At 44.2% G+C, this 15,589-nt stretch carries 13 protein-coding genes, 1 tRNA gene, 2 pseudogenes and 1 riboswitch; of the genes and pseudogenes, 3 read left to right on the top strand and 13 right to left on the bottom strand.

The features are described 5' to 3' along the window. Positions 1 to 15: 15 nt before the first annotated feature. From AC04Q4_RS12875 to AC04Q4_RS12850, 6 genes are all read right to left on the bottom strand, one after another. Positions 16 to 858 carry a CvfB family protein gene (locus AC04Q4_RS12875; RefSeq protein ID WP_173738114.1) on the bottom strand — a complete coding sequence of 281 codons (843 nt, stop codon included), beginning with the start codon at positions 856 to 858 and terminating at the stop codon, positions 16 to 18. A 157-nt stretch (positions 859 to 1,015) separates the two neighbouring features. Continuing rightward, complete coding sequence (locus tag AC04Q4_RS12870) at positions 1,016 to 2,602, bottom strand: Na+/H+ antiporter NhaC family protein (protein ID WP_476389213.1); 1,587 nt, start codon at positions 2,600 to 2,602, stop codon at positions 1,016 to 1,018. A 130-nt stretch (positions 2,603 to 2,732) separates the two neighbouring features. After that, a riboswitch (Lysine riboswitch) is annotated at positions 2,733 to 2,903 on the bottom strand. A gap of 97 nt (positions 2,904 to 3,000) precedes the next feature. Then, the gene (locus AC04Q4_RS12865; protein WP_173738116.1) at positions 3,001 to 3,243 is read right to left on the bottom strand and encodes a helix-turn-helix domain-containing protein; all 243 of its coding nucleotides are present in this window, start codon (positions 3,241 to 3,243) and stop codon (positions 3,001 to 3,003) included. 199 nt (positions 3,244 to 3,442) lie between these two features. Beyond that, the gene (araD, locus tag AC04Q4_RS12860; RefSeq protein WP_274602644.1) at positions 3,443 to 4,144 is read right to left on the bottom strand and encodes an L-ribulose-5-phosphate 4-epimerase; all 702 of its coding nucleotides are present in this window, start codon (positions 4,142 to 4,144) and stop codon (positions 3,443 to 3,445) included. Positions 4,145 to 4,263: 119 nt separating this feature from the next. Next, complete coding sequence (locus tag AC04Q4_RS12855; protein ID WP_173738139.1) at positions 4,264 to 4,971, bottom strand: acyl-[acyl-carrier-protein] thioesterase; 708 nt, start codon at positions 4,969 to 4,971, stop codon at positions 4,264 to 4,266. Positions 4,972 to 5,213: 242 nt separating this feature from the next. Beyond that, positions 5,214 to 5,285, bottom strand: a tRNA-Gln gene (locus tag AC04Q4_RS12850). A 297-nt stretch (positions 5,286 to 5,582) separates the two neighbouring features. Between AC04Q4_RS12850 and AC04Q4_RS12845 the strand changes: the two genes are divergently transcribed. Further along, positions 5,583 to 7,043 (top strand): nicotinate phosphoribosyltransferase, encoded by a 1,461-nt coding sequence (locus tag AC04Q4_RS12845; protein WP_173757237.1) that lies wholly within the window; start codon positions 5,583 to 5,585, stop codon positions 7,041 to 7,043. A gap of 64 nt (positions 7,044 to 7,107) precedes the next feature. Then, positions 7,108 to 7,671, top strand: a complete 564-nt coding sequence (locus AC04Q4_RS12840; protein ID WP_173738118.1) for a M15 family metallopeptidase — start codon at positions 7,108 to 7,110, stop codon at positions 7,669 to 7,671. A gap of 5 nt (positions 7,672 to 7,676) precedes the next feature. Here AC04Q4_RS12840 and AC04Q4_RS12835 read toward each other — a convergent pair whose 3' ends face one another. From AC04Q4_RS12835 to AC04Q4_RS12815, 5 genes and pseudogenes are all read right to left on the bottom strand, one after another. Then, a complete protein-coding gene (locus AC04Q4_RS12835) occupies positions 7,677 to 8,225 on the bottom strand; it encodes a stage V sporulation T C-terminal domain-containing protein (RefSeq protein WP_173738119.1) in 549 nt (182 codons plus the stop codon). A gap of 150 nt (positions 8,226 to 8,375) precedes the next feature. Continuing rightward, on the bottom strand, positions 8,376 to 11,363 hold the full coding sequence (locus AC04Q4_RS12830) for an EAL domain-containing protein (protein ID WP_476389108.1): 2,988 nt from the start codon (positions 11,361 to 11,363) through the stop codon (positions 8,376 to 8,378). Between the two features lie 37 nt (positions 11,364 to 11,400). Next, positions 11,401 to 12,828, bottom strand: a complete 1,428-nt coding sequence (locus tag AC04Q4_RS12825; RefSeq protein WP_476389107.1) for an extracellular solute-binding protein — start codon at positions 12,826 to 12,828, stop codon at positions 11,401 to 11,403. 218 nt (positions 12,829 to 13,046) lie between these two features. After that, a pseudogene (locus AC04Q4_RS12820) lies at positions 13,047 to 13,325 on the bottom strand (polyphosphate kinase 1); the annotation flags it as partial. Positions 13,326 to 13,355: 30 nt separating this feature from the next. Continuing rightward, positions 13,356 to 13,586 (bottom strand): annotated as a pseudogene (locus AC04Q4_RS12815) (polyphosphate kinase 1); the annotation flags it as partial. Between the two features lie 203 nt (positions 13,587 to 13,789). Here AC04Q4_RS12815 and trhA point away from each other — a divergent pair. After that, positions 13,790 to 14,455, top strand: a complete 666-nt coding sequence (trhA, locus tag AC04Q4_RS12810; protein ID WP_476389106.1) for a PAQR family membrane homeostasis protein TrhA — start codon at positions 13,790 to 13,792, stop codon at positions 14,453 to 14,455. Positions 14,456 to 14,618: 163 nt separating this feature from the next. On the opposite strand, the gene AC04Q4_RS12805 is transcribed toward trhA, so the two are convergent. Continuing rightward, the gene (locus tag AC04Q4_RS12805) at positions 14,619 to 15,038 is read right to left on the bottom strand and encodes a hypothetical protein (RefSeq protein ID WP_476389105.1); all 420 of its coding nucleotides are present in this window, start codon (positions 15,036 to 15,038) and stop codon (positions 14,619 to 14,621) included. A 238-nt stretch (positions 15,039 to 15,276) separates the two neighbouring features. Further along, the gene (locus AC04Q4_RS12800) at positions 15,277 to 15,519 is read right to left on the bottom strand and encodes a GIY-YIG nuclease family protein (RefSeq protein WP_118626573.1); all 243 of its coding nucleotides are present in this window, start codon (positions 15,517 to 15,519) and stop codon (positions 15,277 to 15,279) included. Positions 15,520 to 15,589 lie beyond the last annotated feature (70 nt).

The following is a 15,589-nucleotide window of genomic DNA, read 5'->3' as shown; positions in this document are numbered from 1 at the left end:
CCGGTCAACACCTTGTTATTTTTTAATATAGATCCTCTTGTCGCGGATCTCTACCTTGCCTTCTTTCATCAGATGGCCAACTGCGCGCTTGAACGCATTCTTGCTCAGGCCAAACTCTCTCTTGATAACTTCCGGTGAAGCATGGTCATCAAAAGGAAGCACGCCTGCAAATTCCTCGATCACACTGAGTACGCTCTCTGCATCCTCGTTGATCTGGATGTAAGCCTTCTGGCGGTCGCTGACATTCATCTTACCATCTTCCTTCACTTCAGTAACACGAAGATCAAGAACTGTTCCCGGTCTGTATTTACCGGTTGCCTCTCTTGCAGGGATCAGTGCGGAATATTTATCATCTATCGCAACAAAAACGCCAAAGTTTCCACTGATCTCATAGACACGGCCCTTCACCATATCTCCAGGTCCATATGGAGTTCTTGTAGAAAGATAATGGTACACTTTCATAGTAGCACAAAGTCTGCTGCTCTTATCAACATAAAGAGCCACCAGACACTCCTCACCCTCGCGAACCCTGTTGGTCTGCTCATGGTACGGAAGAAGAAGATCCTTCTCCAGTCCCCAGTCGAGGAATGCTCCGATTCTTGTGACCTGTTTCACCTTGAGAACAGCTGTCTGTCCAACCTGGAGCATCGGCTCTCTTGTTGTGGCGATCAGTCTGTCCTGGGAATCTTTATAAATAAAAACTTCCAGCTCATCGCCCGCCTTGGTTCCCTCCGGCACCTGTTTGGACGGAAGAAGCACTCTCTCGTTCTGAGGAGCATTTCTGTCTTCTCCAAGATATATTCCGAAATCTACGGTTTTTACAACCAGCAGTTTCTGTTTTTTTCCTAATTCTATCATTCTCTCTCCTGTTCTTTTTAATTCTATATATGATTATTTGTTACTTGCTGTCTGTCCTGCATTATAACATAAGAAAAATATTATAGAAAGCACAAAAAAGGCAGCTCCGGAAATTTCTTTCCGTTACTGCCTTATATCCGTAAAATTATTATATCTGTTACTCTGTCGGTTTCTCGATCGGCATAGGATTCATCATCTTAATAACAAAAAGCACAACAAGCATCAGCACGATTCCGACCGGAAGTGCGATCCATGCAGTTTTTACAAAACCGGCAACAATATAAGTCACAAAAGATACTGCTGCAGCCACGATCGCATATGGAAGCTGTGTGGAAACATGTGTCACATGATCACACTGAGCTCCGGCGGAAGCCATGATCGTTGTATCGGAAATCGGTGAGCAGTGATCTCCGCAAACTGCACCTGCCATGCAGGCTGACATGGAAATGATCATCATCTCAGGACTGGATTTCTCAAATACTGCAACAACGATCGGGATAAGGATTCCGAATGTTCCCCAGGAAGTACCTGTTGCAAAAGCAAGTCCGCATCCAACCAGGAAGATGATCGCCGGAAGGATAACCTCGATACCACCGGCAACAGAACGCATAGACTCTTCTACGAATACTGCTGCGCCAAGTGAATCTGTCATAGCTTTCAATGTCCATGCAAAAGTCAGGATCATGATAGCCGGTACCATGGCTTTGAAACCATCCGGGATACAGGCCATACAGTCTCTGAAATTGATCACACGGCGAACCATGTAGAAAATGATCGCAAACACAAGTCCAAAAGCACTTCCCATTGCAAGACCTGTGGAAGCATCACTCTGTGAAAATGCAGTGACAAAATCTGTTCCGCTGAAAAATCCTCCTGTATAGATCATGCTGATGACACAGCAGATAACAAGCACAACGATCGGAACCACAAGATCGATCACTTTTCCACGGGGATTTGGTGCTTCATCATCTGTTGCATTCTCATAAGGTCTTGCAGCTGTTGTATAAAGATCTCCGTTCAGAGCGTTGATCTCATGTGTTTTCATAGCACCGAATTCTGTTTTCATCAGTACCATGCCCACCATCATTACAATAGTAAGAATCGCATAAAAGTTATACGGGATCGTTCTTACAAAAATCGCAAGTCCGTCCTGTCCTTCTACGAATCCGCTGACTGCAGCAGCCCAGGATGAGATCGGTGCGATAATACATACCGGAGCAGCTGTTGCATCAATCAGGTATGCGAATTTCGCTCTGGATACGTGATGTCTGTCTGTCACAGGACGCATAACGCTTCCTACTGTCAGGCAGTTGAAATAGTCATCAATAAAGATCAGGATACCAAGAATAATCGCTGCCAGCTCGGCACCTACACGTGTATGGATCTTCTGGCTGGCCCATCTTCCGAATGCGGCGGAGCCGCCGGCCTTGTTCATCATACACACCACTGATCCCAGGATTACCAAAAAGATCAGAATACCTACATTGTAACTGTCAGAAAGAACCTTGATGATTCCTCCCTCAAAAATCTGTGTTACAGTTCCTTCGAATTTAAATCCGGAATAAAGCAATGCTCCTACTACAATTCCCACAAACAGAGAGCTGTATACCTCTTTTGTGATCAGCGCAAGGATGATCGCTACCAGAGGTGGAAGCAGTGCCCAGATCGTTGCATACAGAGCAGGCTGATAAGTCTCCTCCGCATCCGCTGCCAGCACATTCAGGGGACTTGCCAGCGCGCCCATGAATACCATTGCCATGAGAGACAATGCTGTTCCTGCTTTTTTACTCATTTTTCTCCTCCCTTTTTCGGGGACAAAAAAACGGAGGCTGTCTCTTCTTAGAACACCTCCTGTTAAATAATCCTTATTTAACTTATTAGATAGCGCTCCACACCCGTGACAGTACGCCGCATATTCTGCGTCGTCCCAGCACCCTGACCTCTGGCTGTTCAGAGCACTTCGGCGGATTTTCCTTTCTTCATGGACAGCCTGCCAGGGCTTCATGTCCGTAAGTACTGATAAAATCCGCGCCTCTATCTTCTTATCCGTGGCTGTTCTTTCCGCAAAAAGCAACAGCCGTCTTTTTTCTTTATACTGTAGCAGTTTCCGACATAAATAGCAAGCGTTAATTATTTCTCAAGTTAATTCTCATTTAAAAGCCACTTTACATCCACTCCCAGAACCTTCGCAAACACCCGCAGTTCATAATCTGCCACAAAACGCTCTCCGCTTTCGATCCGGCTGATGCTGTCACGCTCCAGCAAAACTCCCTCTACCTGCATCTTAGCCGCCAGCGCAGACTGGGACATTCTTTTCATATGTCTCACCTGGCGTATTTTTTCGCCGGATACGTTTTTCTTCCCATGATAAGCGTAAATCTTCATACCGATACCTTTTCCAAAATGTGTTAATAACGCGCATTATTCTTGACATTAGCACATATTTCAACATTTTCGGTGTTAAAGGTCAGCAAATACAGTTTTTTCGGCATTTTTCGACAAAATTCGCTAGAATTAGAGACAGACAGTAAAAAATGCCGCTGTTTTATCCGCGGCATTCCTGAAAATTTTATTATTTTGTCGGTCAATCCTCGTTATTGATCTGCCCGTAGTAAGCATTTGCACCATGTTTTCTGTAATAGTGCTTGTCCTGAAGTTCCTGCGGTGCAGGCTTCACATCTGGATTGATCAGCTCACAGCGGGATGCCATCTTGGCAACTTCCTCGAGAACAACAGCATTGTGGACAGCCTCATGAGCATCTTTTCCCCAGGTGAAAGGTCCGTGGTTCTTGCAGAGAACTGCCGGTACTGCCTCGTAATCTCTGTTTTTGAAATAATCTGCAATAAGAACACCTGTATTCTTCTCGTAAGCTTCTTCGATCTCACGCTTGGTCAGATTGCGCACACATGGAACTTCACCGTAGATATAATCTGCATGGGTAGTTCCGTAGCACGGAATCGATCTTCCTGCCTGCGCCCAGCTTGTAGCCCATGATGAATGAGTATGCACAATACCGCCGATATTCGGGAATGCACGGTAGAGAACTACGTGAGTTGCTGTATCGGAAGACGGGTTATATTTACCCTCAACCTTATTTCCTTCCAGGTCTACAACAACCATATCATCCGGTGTCAGCTTGTCGTACTCAACACCACTTGGTTTAATAACAAAAAGACCTTTCTCTCTGTCAATACCGCTGACATTTCCCCATGTAAAAGTTACAAGCCCGTATTTCGGCAGATCCATATTCGCTTTGTAAACTTCCTCTTTTAATTTTTCCAGCATAGTAACGTTTCCTCCTTTAAGAAGCCAGAAATTCTAAATCTGCTTCGCAATTTACTTTATCGATCAAATAAAAGTATCTTCAAATAATACATAACAATAACCATACAGCAACGCATATCTTATTCCGTAAATTCTACAACTGCATATGGTTCGTTATCTTCTGCATTCAGGATAACTGCCACTTTCCCATCTGCTGCATACACTTCCGGCACGATCACATTTCCCAGAACAGCCTGTCTCTTATATTCCACTCGAAGCTGGCTGACTCTGAAAGCTTCCGGCAGATAATCAGCTGCCATACGGATATACTGACAGTTGTTTACATGATGATTGGTATCCAGATGATGCTTCTGCACTGCAAAAGCTTCCTGTTTCTCCCGTTCTTTGGGAAGTGCGATCTTCCTCGGTGCGTAATCCATATCGATTTTATCTCCCAGATCATAGGGCTCTGTATCTGCCGGTGTCAGCTTCTCAGGAACTCCTGTTTCTGTATTGATAAAAGACCAGTAGGAATTCGCCCAGGCCAGCTTCTCACCCCCTGCTGTCTCCAGGATAAAATTACGCATCCCGATAAAGCCACGGAACCCATAGGGAATAGTTATTACTTTTATATTTTCACCAAGCTTCGGATATCTCTTCACTACTACCTGCCACGCAGAAAGCACCCAGGCACGTTTCTGTACCTTTAATACTTCCATCCCAAGCCCTGTCTTTTCAGACTCAAATGTACAGCAGTCCTGAAAATAATCCAGAACACCAGGCAGATCCAGGCAGCCATTTTCTCCGATCTCGCTGAACCTTACACGACTTTCAAAACTGTAACTCATATTGTTTTCTTTCATTCCTCCAGTTGCAATGTCCGTAACATAGAGCGGATATTCGCATTCCGCTTTACTGTATACTTATGAAAACAGATAATCATTTTACAATTACCCGTTTTTATTGTACCACTTGACATGGGGAAACGCACTTGTTTTTTCTGCCCGAAGGGCTTTTTTGTATCATGAAACATTGTAAATTAATTTCCCATAGCACAAAAAAGCACCTCTCAATCGAGGTGCTTAAGAAGCAGGGCTACAAGGATTCGAACCTTGAACTGACGGAGTCAGAGTCCGTTGCCTTACCGTTTGGCGATAGCCCTATGTGTTTGTTTTTCGCTTGCCTTATCGCTTGCGACGAATGATATTATATAACAGGTTTTTTAAAATTGCAACCCCTTTTTTCAATTTTTTTTATTTTTTCTCAAAAAAACTTTTCCAAAGTGCCGGAAAGCCTTATTTTATGCGGCTTTCCGGAATTTAAAATACCCCCTCTGACTTAAAAAAAATTTTACAATCCACTCCTTTGTGGTATAATAAGCCTTATAATTAAAAAGAACGGAAACTACCGTGTATTCCCCTCCGGTCACAATATCCGGAGGCATCCAAAGGAGAATAATATGCGAGCAAATAACCTTACCCTGCTCACGGACCTCTATGAGCTTACCATGATGCAGGGATATTTCAAAAACCCGACCAACCAGACCGTAATCTTCGATATGTTTTACCGCAATAATCCAAACGGCGGCGGTTTCGCCATCTGTGCCGGACTGGAACAGATGATCGAATATATCGAAAACCTTCGTTTTACAGAAGAAGACATTACCTATCTGCGAAGCCTTGGGATTTTTGAAGAAGATTTTCTTGAGTATTTAAGCAGCTTCAAGTTTACCGGTGATATCTACGCGATCCCGGAAGGAACCGTGATCTTTCCGAGAGAGCCTATGGTCAAGGTTATCGCGCCGATCATGGAGGCCCAGCTTGTTGAGACTGCTATCTTAAACATCATGAACCACCAGAGCCTGATCGCTACCAAAGCCGCACGTGTATGCCACGCAGCCAAGGGTGAGCCGATCATGGAATTCGGTCTTCGTCGTGCACAGGGTCCTGATGCCGGTATCTTTGGTGCCAGAGCCGCAATAATCGGCGGATGTGCCGGTACTTCCAATGTACTGACAGGCCAGATGTTTAATGTTCCGGTACTTGGAACACATGCTCATTCCTGGATCATGAGCTTCCCGGATGAGTACACAGCATTCAAGACATATGCGAAACTTTATCCGAATTCCTGCACACTTCTGGTAGACACCTACGATGTGCTGAAATCCGGTGTTCCAAATGCGATCCGCGTATTCGAGGAGATGCGTGAGGAAGGCATCCAGCTGAAGAATTACGGAATCCGCATCGACAGCGGAGACCTGGCATACCTTTCCAAGAAAGCTTATAAGATGCTTGCAGCTGCAGGTTTTGATGATGCTACCATTTCCGCATCCAGCGATCTTGACGAGTATCTGATCGAGAGCCTGAAAGCTCAGGATGCCAAGATCAATTCCTGGGGTGTTGGAACGAAACTGATCACAGCAGACGACAATCCTGCTTTCGGCGGCGTATACAAGCTTGCCGCAGTAAAGGACGCTGACAGCGATACCTTCGTACCGAAGATCAAACTTTCCGAGAACACAGAGAAAGTTACCAACCCCGGCAACAAAACTGTATACCGTATCTACAGCAAGAAAACCGGCAAGATCAAAGCTGACCTGATCTGCCTTGCAGATGAAGAATTTGATCCTGAAGAGACCATGGTCATCTTCGACCCGGTTGACACCTGGAAGAAAACTAAAGTTCTCGGCGGAACCTACGAACTCCGCGAGCTTCTTGTTCCGGTTATCAAAGGTGGAAAGAGCGTTTACACATCTCCATCTGTCATGGAACTCCGTGACTACTGCAAGAAAGAGCAGAATACTCTTTGGGATGAATCCAGACGTTTTGTAAATCCGCAGAAAGTATATGTAGATCTTTCCCAGTCACTTTACGACATGAAAAAAGCTCTTCTGGAAGAAATGAGTGAGAAAGCTCTCTAAGATAAAATAATCATAAACCCCCTTTTCTTATCATAAGCTTATGGATAAGGAAAGGGGGTTTTTTATGCACAGAGATTTTTATACCCGGCTGATCAGCAGGGAACATCCGCTGCCGGAAGCTTTTGTGCCGGAGCATCTTATTGATATCGGGCTGCCTTTTGAGGCTGCACCGGGAGATCCGAAACGTCTTCTGGAATACCAGGCTGCAAAGGCGGCTTCCCAGCTCTTCCATGCCTGCCATAAGTCCGGCCTGAATCTGTGGGCAGTCTCCGGCTACCGCTCTTTTCAAAGACAAAAGGAGCTTTTTACAGGGAGCAGATTTGTAGCTGTTCCAGGTGCAAGCGAGCACCAGAGCGGACTGGCCCTTGACGTTTCCTGTCCGTCCCTCCATATGGAACTGTGCGAAAAATTCGCTTCCACCGGAGAAGGGCGATGGCTGAAGCGTAATGCTTCTCTCTATGGCTTTATTCTCCGGTATCCTGAAAATAAAGAAGAGATCACCGGCATGCCTTACGAACCCTGGCACATCCGCTATGTGACAAAACCGCTGGCGTCCTGGCTGACGATCACTAACCTGACTCTGGAAGAATATCATAACTTTCCCCAGAGGTGTACTCCGCCGCCATAAGAATTTCACTGTTCCATCTGTCTTCCCAGGAAACTCGCAGCTGTCTTTACCAGCGCACGTTCTTTTTCGCCCAGTACATTCTTATCAGATTTTCCAAGAAGTATCACAGATCCTATGGCATCACTTGCACATAAGATCGGCTGGATCATTTTTCCGGTAAAGCTGTCCTTGTGCCCGAGAGTTACCGACACATCTTCACGGCTGCTTCCATTAATAAGACGTGTCTCCCTCCCGGAGATCACCTCGTCCAGCTCCATGCTGATTTCTTTTCCATCAAGCTCCCTGCTTCCGCTTCCTGCCGCTGCCACCACTACATCCCTGTCTGTAATACAGGCTGTCAGCCCGGTTGTCTGCACCAGTGCCTCCGCATATTCTTCTGCAAAATTATTCAGCTCACCAATAGGTGAATATTTTTTCAGAATGATCTGCCCCTCCCTGTCTGTAAAGATCTCCAGAGGTGTTCCTTCTTTGATCTTAAGTGTCTTTCGTATCTCCTTCGGGATCACCACCCGGCCCAGGTCGTCGATCCGACGAACAATTCCTGTTGCTTTCATCTTGTCTTTTTCCTCCTGCATTTTTCTTATCTGATCGCTGCTGTACAGTAATTTTATATTTGCCGCAGCCGTTTGTTTATCTGTATGGTTATTATGTGAAAAAATGGGAGAAATATGTATTGTCAAACAGATAAAAAAAGCCGGGAAGTATCACACTTCCCGACTTCTGTTCTTAATAATTTTTATTGCTTCGGAATTGATCTCTCCCGGCACTGCTGCCGGCCTTGCCAGATAATAGCCCTGAAGCAGATCCACTCCAAGCTCCAGAACCTTCTCAAGCTCTGCCGGAGTTTCAATGCCTTCTGCTACGATATACATTCCTCGCTGATGCGCATAATTTACAATATTTACTACGATCTGCTGTTTATCCGGATCTGTATCAATATCGCGGATGATTGCCATATCCACCTTAATATACTGCGGTGAAATAGTAAGCAGACTCTTCTCGCTGTTGTAGCCACTTCCATAATCATCCAATGCAATCGCACCAAGGAAGCCCGGCATATTTCCTTTCTTATTCAAGGATTCCTGCTCTGTGATCTCCAGAACCAGCTGTGGCTGAAGATCGCCATATTTCCGGTTAAATTCCCTGCATTCATCATTGCTCATGCACTCACTGGCAATAGAGTTGATAAACAGAAGTTCATCGCCTCTTACATCACCATTCTCTCTCAGCTGAACATAACCTTCTGCTGCCCGGAAAAACGTAATTCGCTCAAGCTCATGGAGACATTTCTCTTCTCTGGCAAGTTTTACTACATCTTCCGGTGATTTCAGTGCTGGCAGATCAATATGCATCAGTGCTTCCAGTGCATAGACCTTTCCGGTAACTGCAGATACAATTGGCTGATAGTAATACCGAAGTTCCTCTCTTCGGATCAGCTGCCGGAACTGTTTCCTCTGCTGTTCCTCACTGGCATTCCTGTTATAAACATCCGGATCAAACTCCTGAATATTGCCTTTCGCAGAGCGCTTAACCTGATACATTGCAAAATCTGCATATTTCTTCATCAGTTTCAGATCTTTTGTGTTCTCCGGATACCAGCAAATGCCGCCTGAAATGCTTAACTTAAGTTTTCTTCCGCTTGGAAGCATTATACATTTTCTGTCAATAGCAGCTTTTACTTCAGCGATCACCTTGCGGATCTCATCCTGACTGTCGTAACCATAGAAAAGAAGATTGAACTCATCGCCGGAGATTCTGGAACAAATAGTTCCCTGTGGTGTATAATCTGCAAAGCCTTTTCCAGCCTCGTAAATGTATCTGTCACCAAAATCATGTCCGAAATTATCATTCGTATATTTCAGATTATCCATATCAATCATCACAAACGCCGCATGTTTCAGCTTCTCCGGATGCTCGCGGAACAACTTCTCACTTTCTCTCTGGAAAGCACGTCTGTTGTAAAGTCCGGTCAGCGTATCATAATCTCTCTCATATTCAATGCTCATACGCTCTCTGGTAACTTTCGTCACATCTTCCACAAGACCGATACACCGGTTCATTTCTTTGTTGATCTCCATTCGGACATAACGGACGTCTCCGTCATCATACTTCACACAATATACTTTTGCGTTATCGCTGCCCGTTATATAAGAACATTCACTTTCAAAATTTTTCACGATCTTCACAAAGCTGTCCGCATCAAGAATTTCGTCTGGATCACGTTCCATTCCAAGCATGGAAAAGAAATTATCTGTCACATAAACGCTCTTGGTATCGGTACGGACCTCAAATCCGCCAAGCTCCACACTGGCCATTTCCATAATGCGCAGGAATTTCGTAGATACTGTTACCATATCTTTGTTCAGCTGCGTGATCGCACCTGCAAACTGATCCAGCTCCCGGATTCCCGTATTGGAAAACTTCAGCGATGTACTGTTATTTTTCTGTGCTTCTTCAACTTCCGAAGAGAGCTTCCGCACAGGCCGTGCCAGACGGAGACTGACGATCAGGCTGCTGAGAACACCCACCACTACAGTCATTAAAACGGTAAAAATCAGTATCCGAAGCACATGTCTTGAGAAAGAGAACAGCTGACTGTTTTCTACAACCCCCAGCAGAACCCACTGCTCATCTGAAAAAGGAGCGTTCCGATTGTACAGCTGGATCGGTTTCATGGATATATAATATCTTTTTCCCGTCAGATCCAGCTGATACTCTCCGTAGCTGTTTTTGTGCAATGTCAATTCACTGTTTCTCAATACTTCTTCATCGGAAAGATTTTTTCCATTGATTCCTCCGATTCCTGAGATAACGATCCCGTCATCTTTTAATGATGACTTCGTATACGCCAGAATATAAGTGCCTTCTCCTTCATTCTGCAGTTCCTCATAAGGTATCTGTGTATTCAGATATTCCGAGAGAAGCTCAACTCCAAGAACGCCATAAACAGTTCCATCCGAAAGGATCAGTGGAACAGAGTAAGCGATCGCTGGACGGTTATCTCCATCCAGTGTATATTCTTCTGTTGACCAGTGTCCATAATCTGATGCCTCAAGCTGACCATGGTCTTTATATGCAGCCTGAAAAACAGGATACATGATCCTTTTCGTACTTTCATCCGAAAGAGCCAGATTCGATTTCCATCCCTTATCCGTGGAGATTCCCATCGTCTTAACCAGCTCAACCGGCGATCTCTCCATCAGAAGATCTGTATTCCTCCGCGCTGGCAGGGAATCCGGATCCAGATCTCTTATATACAAAGCAGGAATCACATCTTTCTGGCCTTTTTCGTCCAGATCCTCTGTGTTAAAGGCTACAAAAATTCCTGTAACTGCTCTCCGCCTCATAGTACTGATCATTGAATCATTAATACACTTCATCAACGGCAGATAATCTTCTTTATTTGTTCCGATATTCTGAATATCTATCTCACCGGAATCAATCAGCTCCTCCGTCACTTCATTGATCCGTTCTGAAAGATTTGAAAGATTCTGATCTGAAGACAGAATGCTCTCCAGATAACTGCTTCTGTTATCCACCTGTTTTTTCAGAATATCAACTGCATTCTGATCCAGCTGACTGCTCACATGACTGATGCCTAAAGCAGCCACCAGAAGCAGTATCTCGATTCCCAGAACCATCAACATAGCTGTCAGGATCGTACGAAAAATGGATTTCTCCTTTTTTTTCATGATCAGCAGTTCCTCCTTCCTGAGACTTCAGTCTGCGTTAGCCTTCATACGCCTGAAGCTCTGAAAGGACATTCTGATACCAGTTTTCAAAATAATCATCCGACAGAAACTCAGCTTCTGCCTCCTGTGCACTCTGTCCTTCTGCCAGACGTTCTTCTACCGTTGCGCGATCCTGCTGTGCAACATCTTCGAACGCTTCCTGAAGGACAGTTCTTGCATCATTTCCATTCTCGAATGCATGCATATAATACAGGTTGTTATTATTGATCTCATCTACAGATTTCGTAAGGATCTCTTCCATAGAGCTGCTGATATCAGACTCAACAGATTTGATCTTATCAATGCTGTTGGCTTCATTTGTTACCGGAAGATAGCCGGAACCAACGGAAAAATCAATATTGTTCTCCGGTTTTGTGAACCACTTCAGAAATTCCACGCTGGCTTTAATCTCTTCATCAGAGCCCCTGGTCACAACCATCCCGGCCCCCTGCTGTACAGCGTAATCATCGCCGTCCTTAAATTTAGGACTTGGAAGTACTTTCAGTGAAATATCATAAGAATCTCCACTGTCATTTGTTACTTCCGTCGGGAAGAATGTGGCACTGGATGTTGAACCAACATAGCCAAGTACATTTCCGGTTTTTACATCATCACTGCGGAAACGTCCTGACGCGGAAAAATATCCCCTGATATATGGAACATAATAATTATCCCACAAAGTACGGATTACATCCTTGTCAAAATTCAGAGTCATTTTTTCATCTTTGACTTCAAAAATATCACAGCCAAGTTCCTGGGCTCCTACCAGAATGTAATTGGCCATTGCATCACGGCCAAACAGCGCCTTTCCGTCGTTTGGATGATCAGGAGTCTGTTCATCTGTCCATTTGTAATATTTCTCTGCAGTTTCAACAAGTCCTTCTATTGACTTCAGATCATCATATTCCGCACCTGTATCTGCCGCAAATTTCTGCCAGTCTGTATCATTGAGAAAAAGCAGCTCTGTCGATTTCGCGACCGGAAATATCTTAATACTTCCATCATCTGAGAAGTCTCCTTCTTTCAGATACCCCTCTACATATTGTTCTTTTTCCTTATCTGTAAGATAATCAGAAATATCTACCAGCATATCCTTCTGATCCATGGTATATGCTGTATCAGCATATGCAGAAAAAATATTCGGAACTTCGGAAGCTCCAACCTCTCCGTCTGCTGCTGCCAGAACATTTTTTTCCAGGTCTTCTACCGTTCCAAGGCTCTTGCTATCTACCGTAATTCCCTGTTTCTTACCAACTGTTTCATTAAATTTCTCTGTCAGATTATTAAATGTGTCAAGCTGATCTCCATTATAATATGTCCATACGGTAATTGTAACAGGGTCTGACTTCTTTCCGGTACATCCACTCAACATGGATGCTGCCAAAACAGTTCCTAACAAACAGAGCACTACTCTTTTGTGTGCCATAAACTACTCCCTTCCAGTTCACATGTTTCCAGTTAATATTTGTGACCGGTAACTGTTTTTATACAAAATACTGCTTTTATCTTATCACATGACAGTTATATTATCAAAGAAAACCTGTATTCCGTCAGGAGTGGATTTTGCAATTTTCTGCCTGGTTATCACTGCTCTTTTCCTTCGGCTGCTGTATTCGCATATGCCTGCTGCAAAAACACCTCCTGGGAATTCATCTTCAGTCCGATATAAGACGGTTCTCCGGCCTTTGTATGCTCGATTTCTGCATCGATCATTGCCAGCACCTTATTCTGCAGGCATTTCGGTGCCACAAGCAGATGATCCATATCTTCAACAGTTTCTCCCATGGCCAGAGCCTGGAATACCTGCGCTGCTTCTGTTCCGATTTTCGGATCAGCAGTCATCAGAGAAAGATCTGTATACAGACGGGCCGTTTTCTCATTGTAGTTTCCGGTTCCGATCTGCGTATAATATTCCACATTTCCAATCTTATGGAAATTAAACATCTGAACGCCATATTCCTTCAGGCTGTCCATAATCTCCTCATAAATCACATCTCTTTTTCGATTTAATTTTCTGGTTCCTGAGAGGACCGCTTCCAGCTGTTCCTTTGGTGTCATATTTGTTTTATTTTCACGAATATCCTTGGAAAGAAACATCTGATCGACCAGCGAACCTACTCTTACCATATAAAACTCATCCAGATTACTCTGATAAATAGATGCAAAGGTCAGCCGTTCGCACAATGGATTATCCTGAATAAGTATACTGGCTGAATGTTTACTTCAAGGCAAGCTTACGTTAAATCCATATAAAATTTTACGAAAAAGGGGTTGCATTTTCGAACAAGAGTGGTATAGTATTCGTATACTTGCTATGTAGTTTTGAATACTATATGTTGTTTTATCGATTTCTACATTATTTTTCTGTATCCAGGAGGTGTTATATCATGAAATTTAAATTAAAAGACCCGGGAAGCGCGATTACACACGGAATCGCCATGCTTCTTGCAGCTGCCGGAGCCACTCCGCTGATCGTGAAAGCTGCCAGAAGCGCTGATATGCTTCATGTTTTTGCAGTGAGTGTTTTCATCCTGACCATGATCCTTCTTTATCTGGCAAGCACTCTTTATCATTCCGTAGACTCCACCGCTAAAGTAAACCGCCGCCTGAAAAAAATGGATCACATGATGATCTTCGTCATGATCGCAGGCAGCTATACCCCGGTATGCTTAATCGTCCTTCACGGCCGTACCGGCTATATCCTCTGTGCACTTGTATGGACTGTTGCCATCATCGGAATGATCCTTAAGGGCTGTTGGATCAACTGCCCGAAATGGCTCTCTTCTGTGATCTACATCGGAATGGGCTGGCTCTGTGTTCTGGCCTTCGTCCCGATCTTCCACAACCTGCCCCGCGCAGGGTTCGGCTGGCTCCTGGCCGGTGGCATCATCTATACCATCGGAGGTGTCATCTACGCACTGAAGCTGCCAATCTTCAATGCCAGACATAAAAATTTTGGATCTCATGAGGTATTTCATATTTTCGTAATGCTGGGAAGTATGTGCCATTTCGTTGTAATGTATTTCTTTGTTGCCGGAATGGGGATTCATTGATCAGAAATGTAAAGATGCGATCTCTTCCAGAGGTAGCTTAGACATTTATATTCGCTGTATGGCAGGAATTTAAATGGTTAAGCGCTCTGGAAGAGATTTTTTTGATGTGATTGTTTTTTGATGTATTTTTTAGCTATATGGTTGGTTTTATACAATGATGTGATTATTGAGTATTTTCGTTTTTTCGCAAAGTGTCTATCTGAGACTGGCTTAAACCGGTCACTTCTTTAATTTGTTCATCTGTAAGAAGTCTCGTTTTAATCAAATTAACCGCTGTTTGCTCAATTCCCTGGGGCAGTCCATTGGCATAGCCTTCCTCAACGCCCTCTTCTCTCGTCTGTCTCATATGCCTCTCTTCATCATATTCGTATATACTCACTTTTTTCGCCTCCGCACGATTCTTTCTCAGAAAATCTGCCAGTATCCCCTCACTTATACACTCCGTGATCGCCCGCTCCACAGCTTCATCCAGTGGCATCCTCGCAGCATATTCACGTACCCGGGAAGTGTATTCTGCGTAGTCGTGAAGCGTTCTGCAGGTTTCCATCAGTTTCCGGTTATGGCCTTTATTGATATTCAACATAACAGCTTTCAATTGTAAAGCTTCAGCAGTTCATTCCTGTCGCTGAACAGAATAGAAATGAAATGTTTTTTTTACCTTAGCACAATATGGGCAAATATGCACTCAAAACATTTCGACAAATTCTGCAAAAACCCTTCAACCACAAAACATCAAAAAAAGATATCCTTATCTTTCAATTACGCTGCATAATGCTCCACACATTTGAAGTCTTTTAAAATATCAAAATGTTTATCAAAATTCAAAACCTCATCAGCTCCAGCTTCTTCTCCCTGGTCAGCTGCTTGATCCGGTACTCCCTGCTCATAGCCTCTTCCTTTGTGGCAAAGCCTTCGTAGTACACCAGCTTCACCGGTCTCTTGGCCCGGGTATATTTGGCACCTGCCTTGCCTTCATTGTGCGCTTTCATCCGCCTGGCAAGGCAGTTTGTCCAGCCGGTGTAGAGCGTGCCGTCTGCACACTGCACGATGTATGTGTAGTTCATAGCAGTCTCCTCTTTTGTGAAAATATTCTATGTAAAGACAGCCGCCAGCATTTCTTCAGCAGCCATCCTT

The organism is Blautia sp. HA8986, assembly GCF_056504635.1.
The sequence above is the reverse complement of the archived record's forward strand: the minus strand, read 5'-3'. Positions and strand labels throughout refer to the sequence as shown.

What these genes read in the sequence shown, in the direction of transcription:
- AC04Q4_RS12805 (WP_476389105.1), bottom strand. Translation starts at nt 15,038, where the DNA reads ATGTTGAATATCAATAAAGGCCATAACCGGAAACTGATGGAAACCTGC.
- AC04Q4_RS12835 (WP_173738119.1), bottom strand. Translation starts at nt 8,225, where the DNA reads ATGAAAGCAACAGGAATTGTTCGTCGGATCGACGACCTGGGCCGGGTG.
- AC04Q4_RS12830 (WP_476389108.1), bottom strand. Translation starts at nt 11,363, where the DNA reads ATGAAAAAAAAGGAGAAATCCATTTTTCGTACGATCCTGACAGCTATG.
- AC04Q4_RS12875 (WP_173738114.1), bottom strand. Translation starts at nt 858, where the DNA reads ATGATAGAATTAGGAAAAAAACAGAAACTGCTGGTTGTAAAAACCGTA.
- AC04Q4_RS12870 (WP_476389213.1), bottom strand. Translation starts at nt 2,602, where the DNA reads ATGGGCGCGCTGGCAAGTCCCCTGAATGTGCTGGCAGCGGATGCGGAG.
- AC04Q4_RS12855 (WP_173738139.1), bottom strand. Translation starts at nt 4,971, where the DNA reads ATGAGTTACAGTTTTGAAAGTCGTGTAAGGTTCAGCGAGATCGGAGAA.
- trhA (WP_476389106.1), top strand. Translation starts at nt 13,790, where the DNA reads ATGAAATTTAAATTAAAAGACCCGGGAAGCGCGATTACACACGGAATC.
- AC04Q4_RS12825 (WP_476389107.1), bottom strand. Translation starts at nt 12,828, where the DNA reads ATGGCACACAAAAGAGTAGTGCTCTGTTTGTTAGGAACTGTTTTGGCA.
- araD (WP_274602644.1), bottom strand. Translation starts at nt 4,144, where the DNA reads ATGCTGGAAAAATTAAAAGAGGAAGTTTACAAAGCGAATATGGATCTG.
- AC04Q4_RS12840 (WP_173738118.1), top strand. Translation starts at nt 7,108, where the DNA reads ATGCACAGAGATTTTTATACCCGGCTGATCAGCAGGGAACATCCGCTG.
- AC04Q4_RS12865 (WP_173738116.1), bottom strand. Translation starts at nt 3,243, where the DNA reads ATGAAGATTTACGCTTATCATGGGAAGAAAAACGTATCCGGCGAAAAA.
- AC04Q4_RS12845 (WP_173757237.1), top strand. Translation starts at nt 5,583, where the DNA reads ATGCGAGCAAATAACCTTACCCTGCTCACGGACCTCTATGAGCTTACC.
- AC04Q4_RS12800 (WP_118626573.1), bottom strand. Translation starts at nt 15,519, where the DNA reads ATGAACTACACATACATCGTGCAGTGTGCAGACGGCACGCTCTACACC.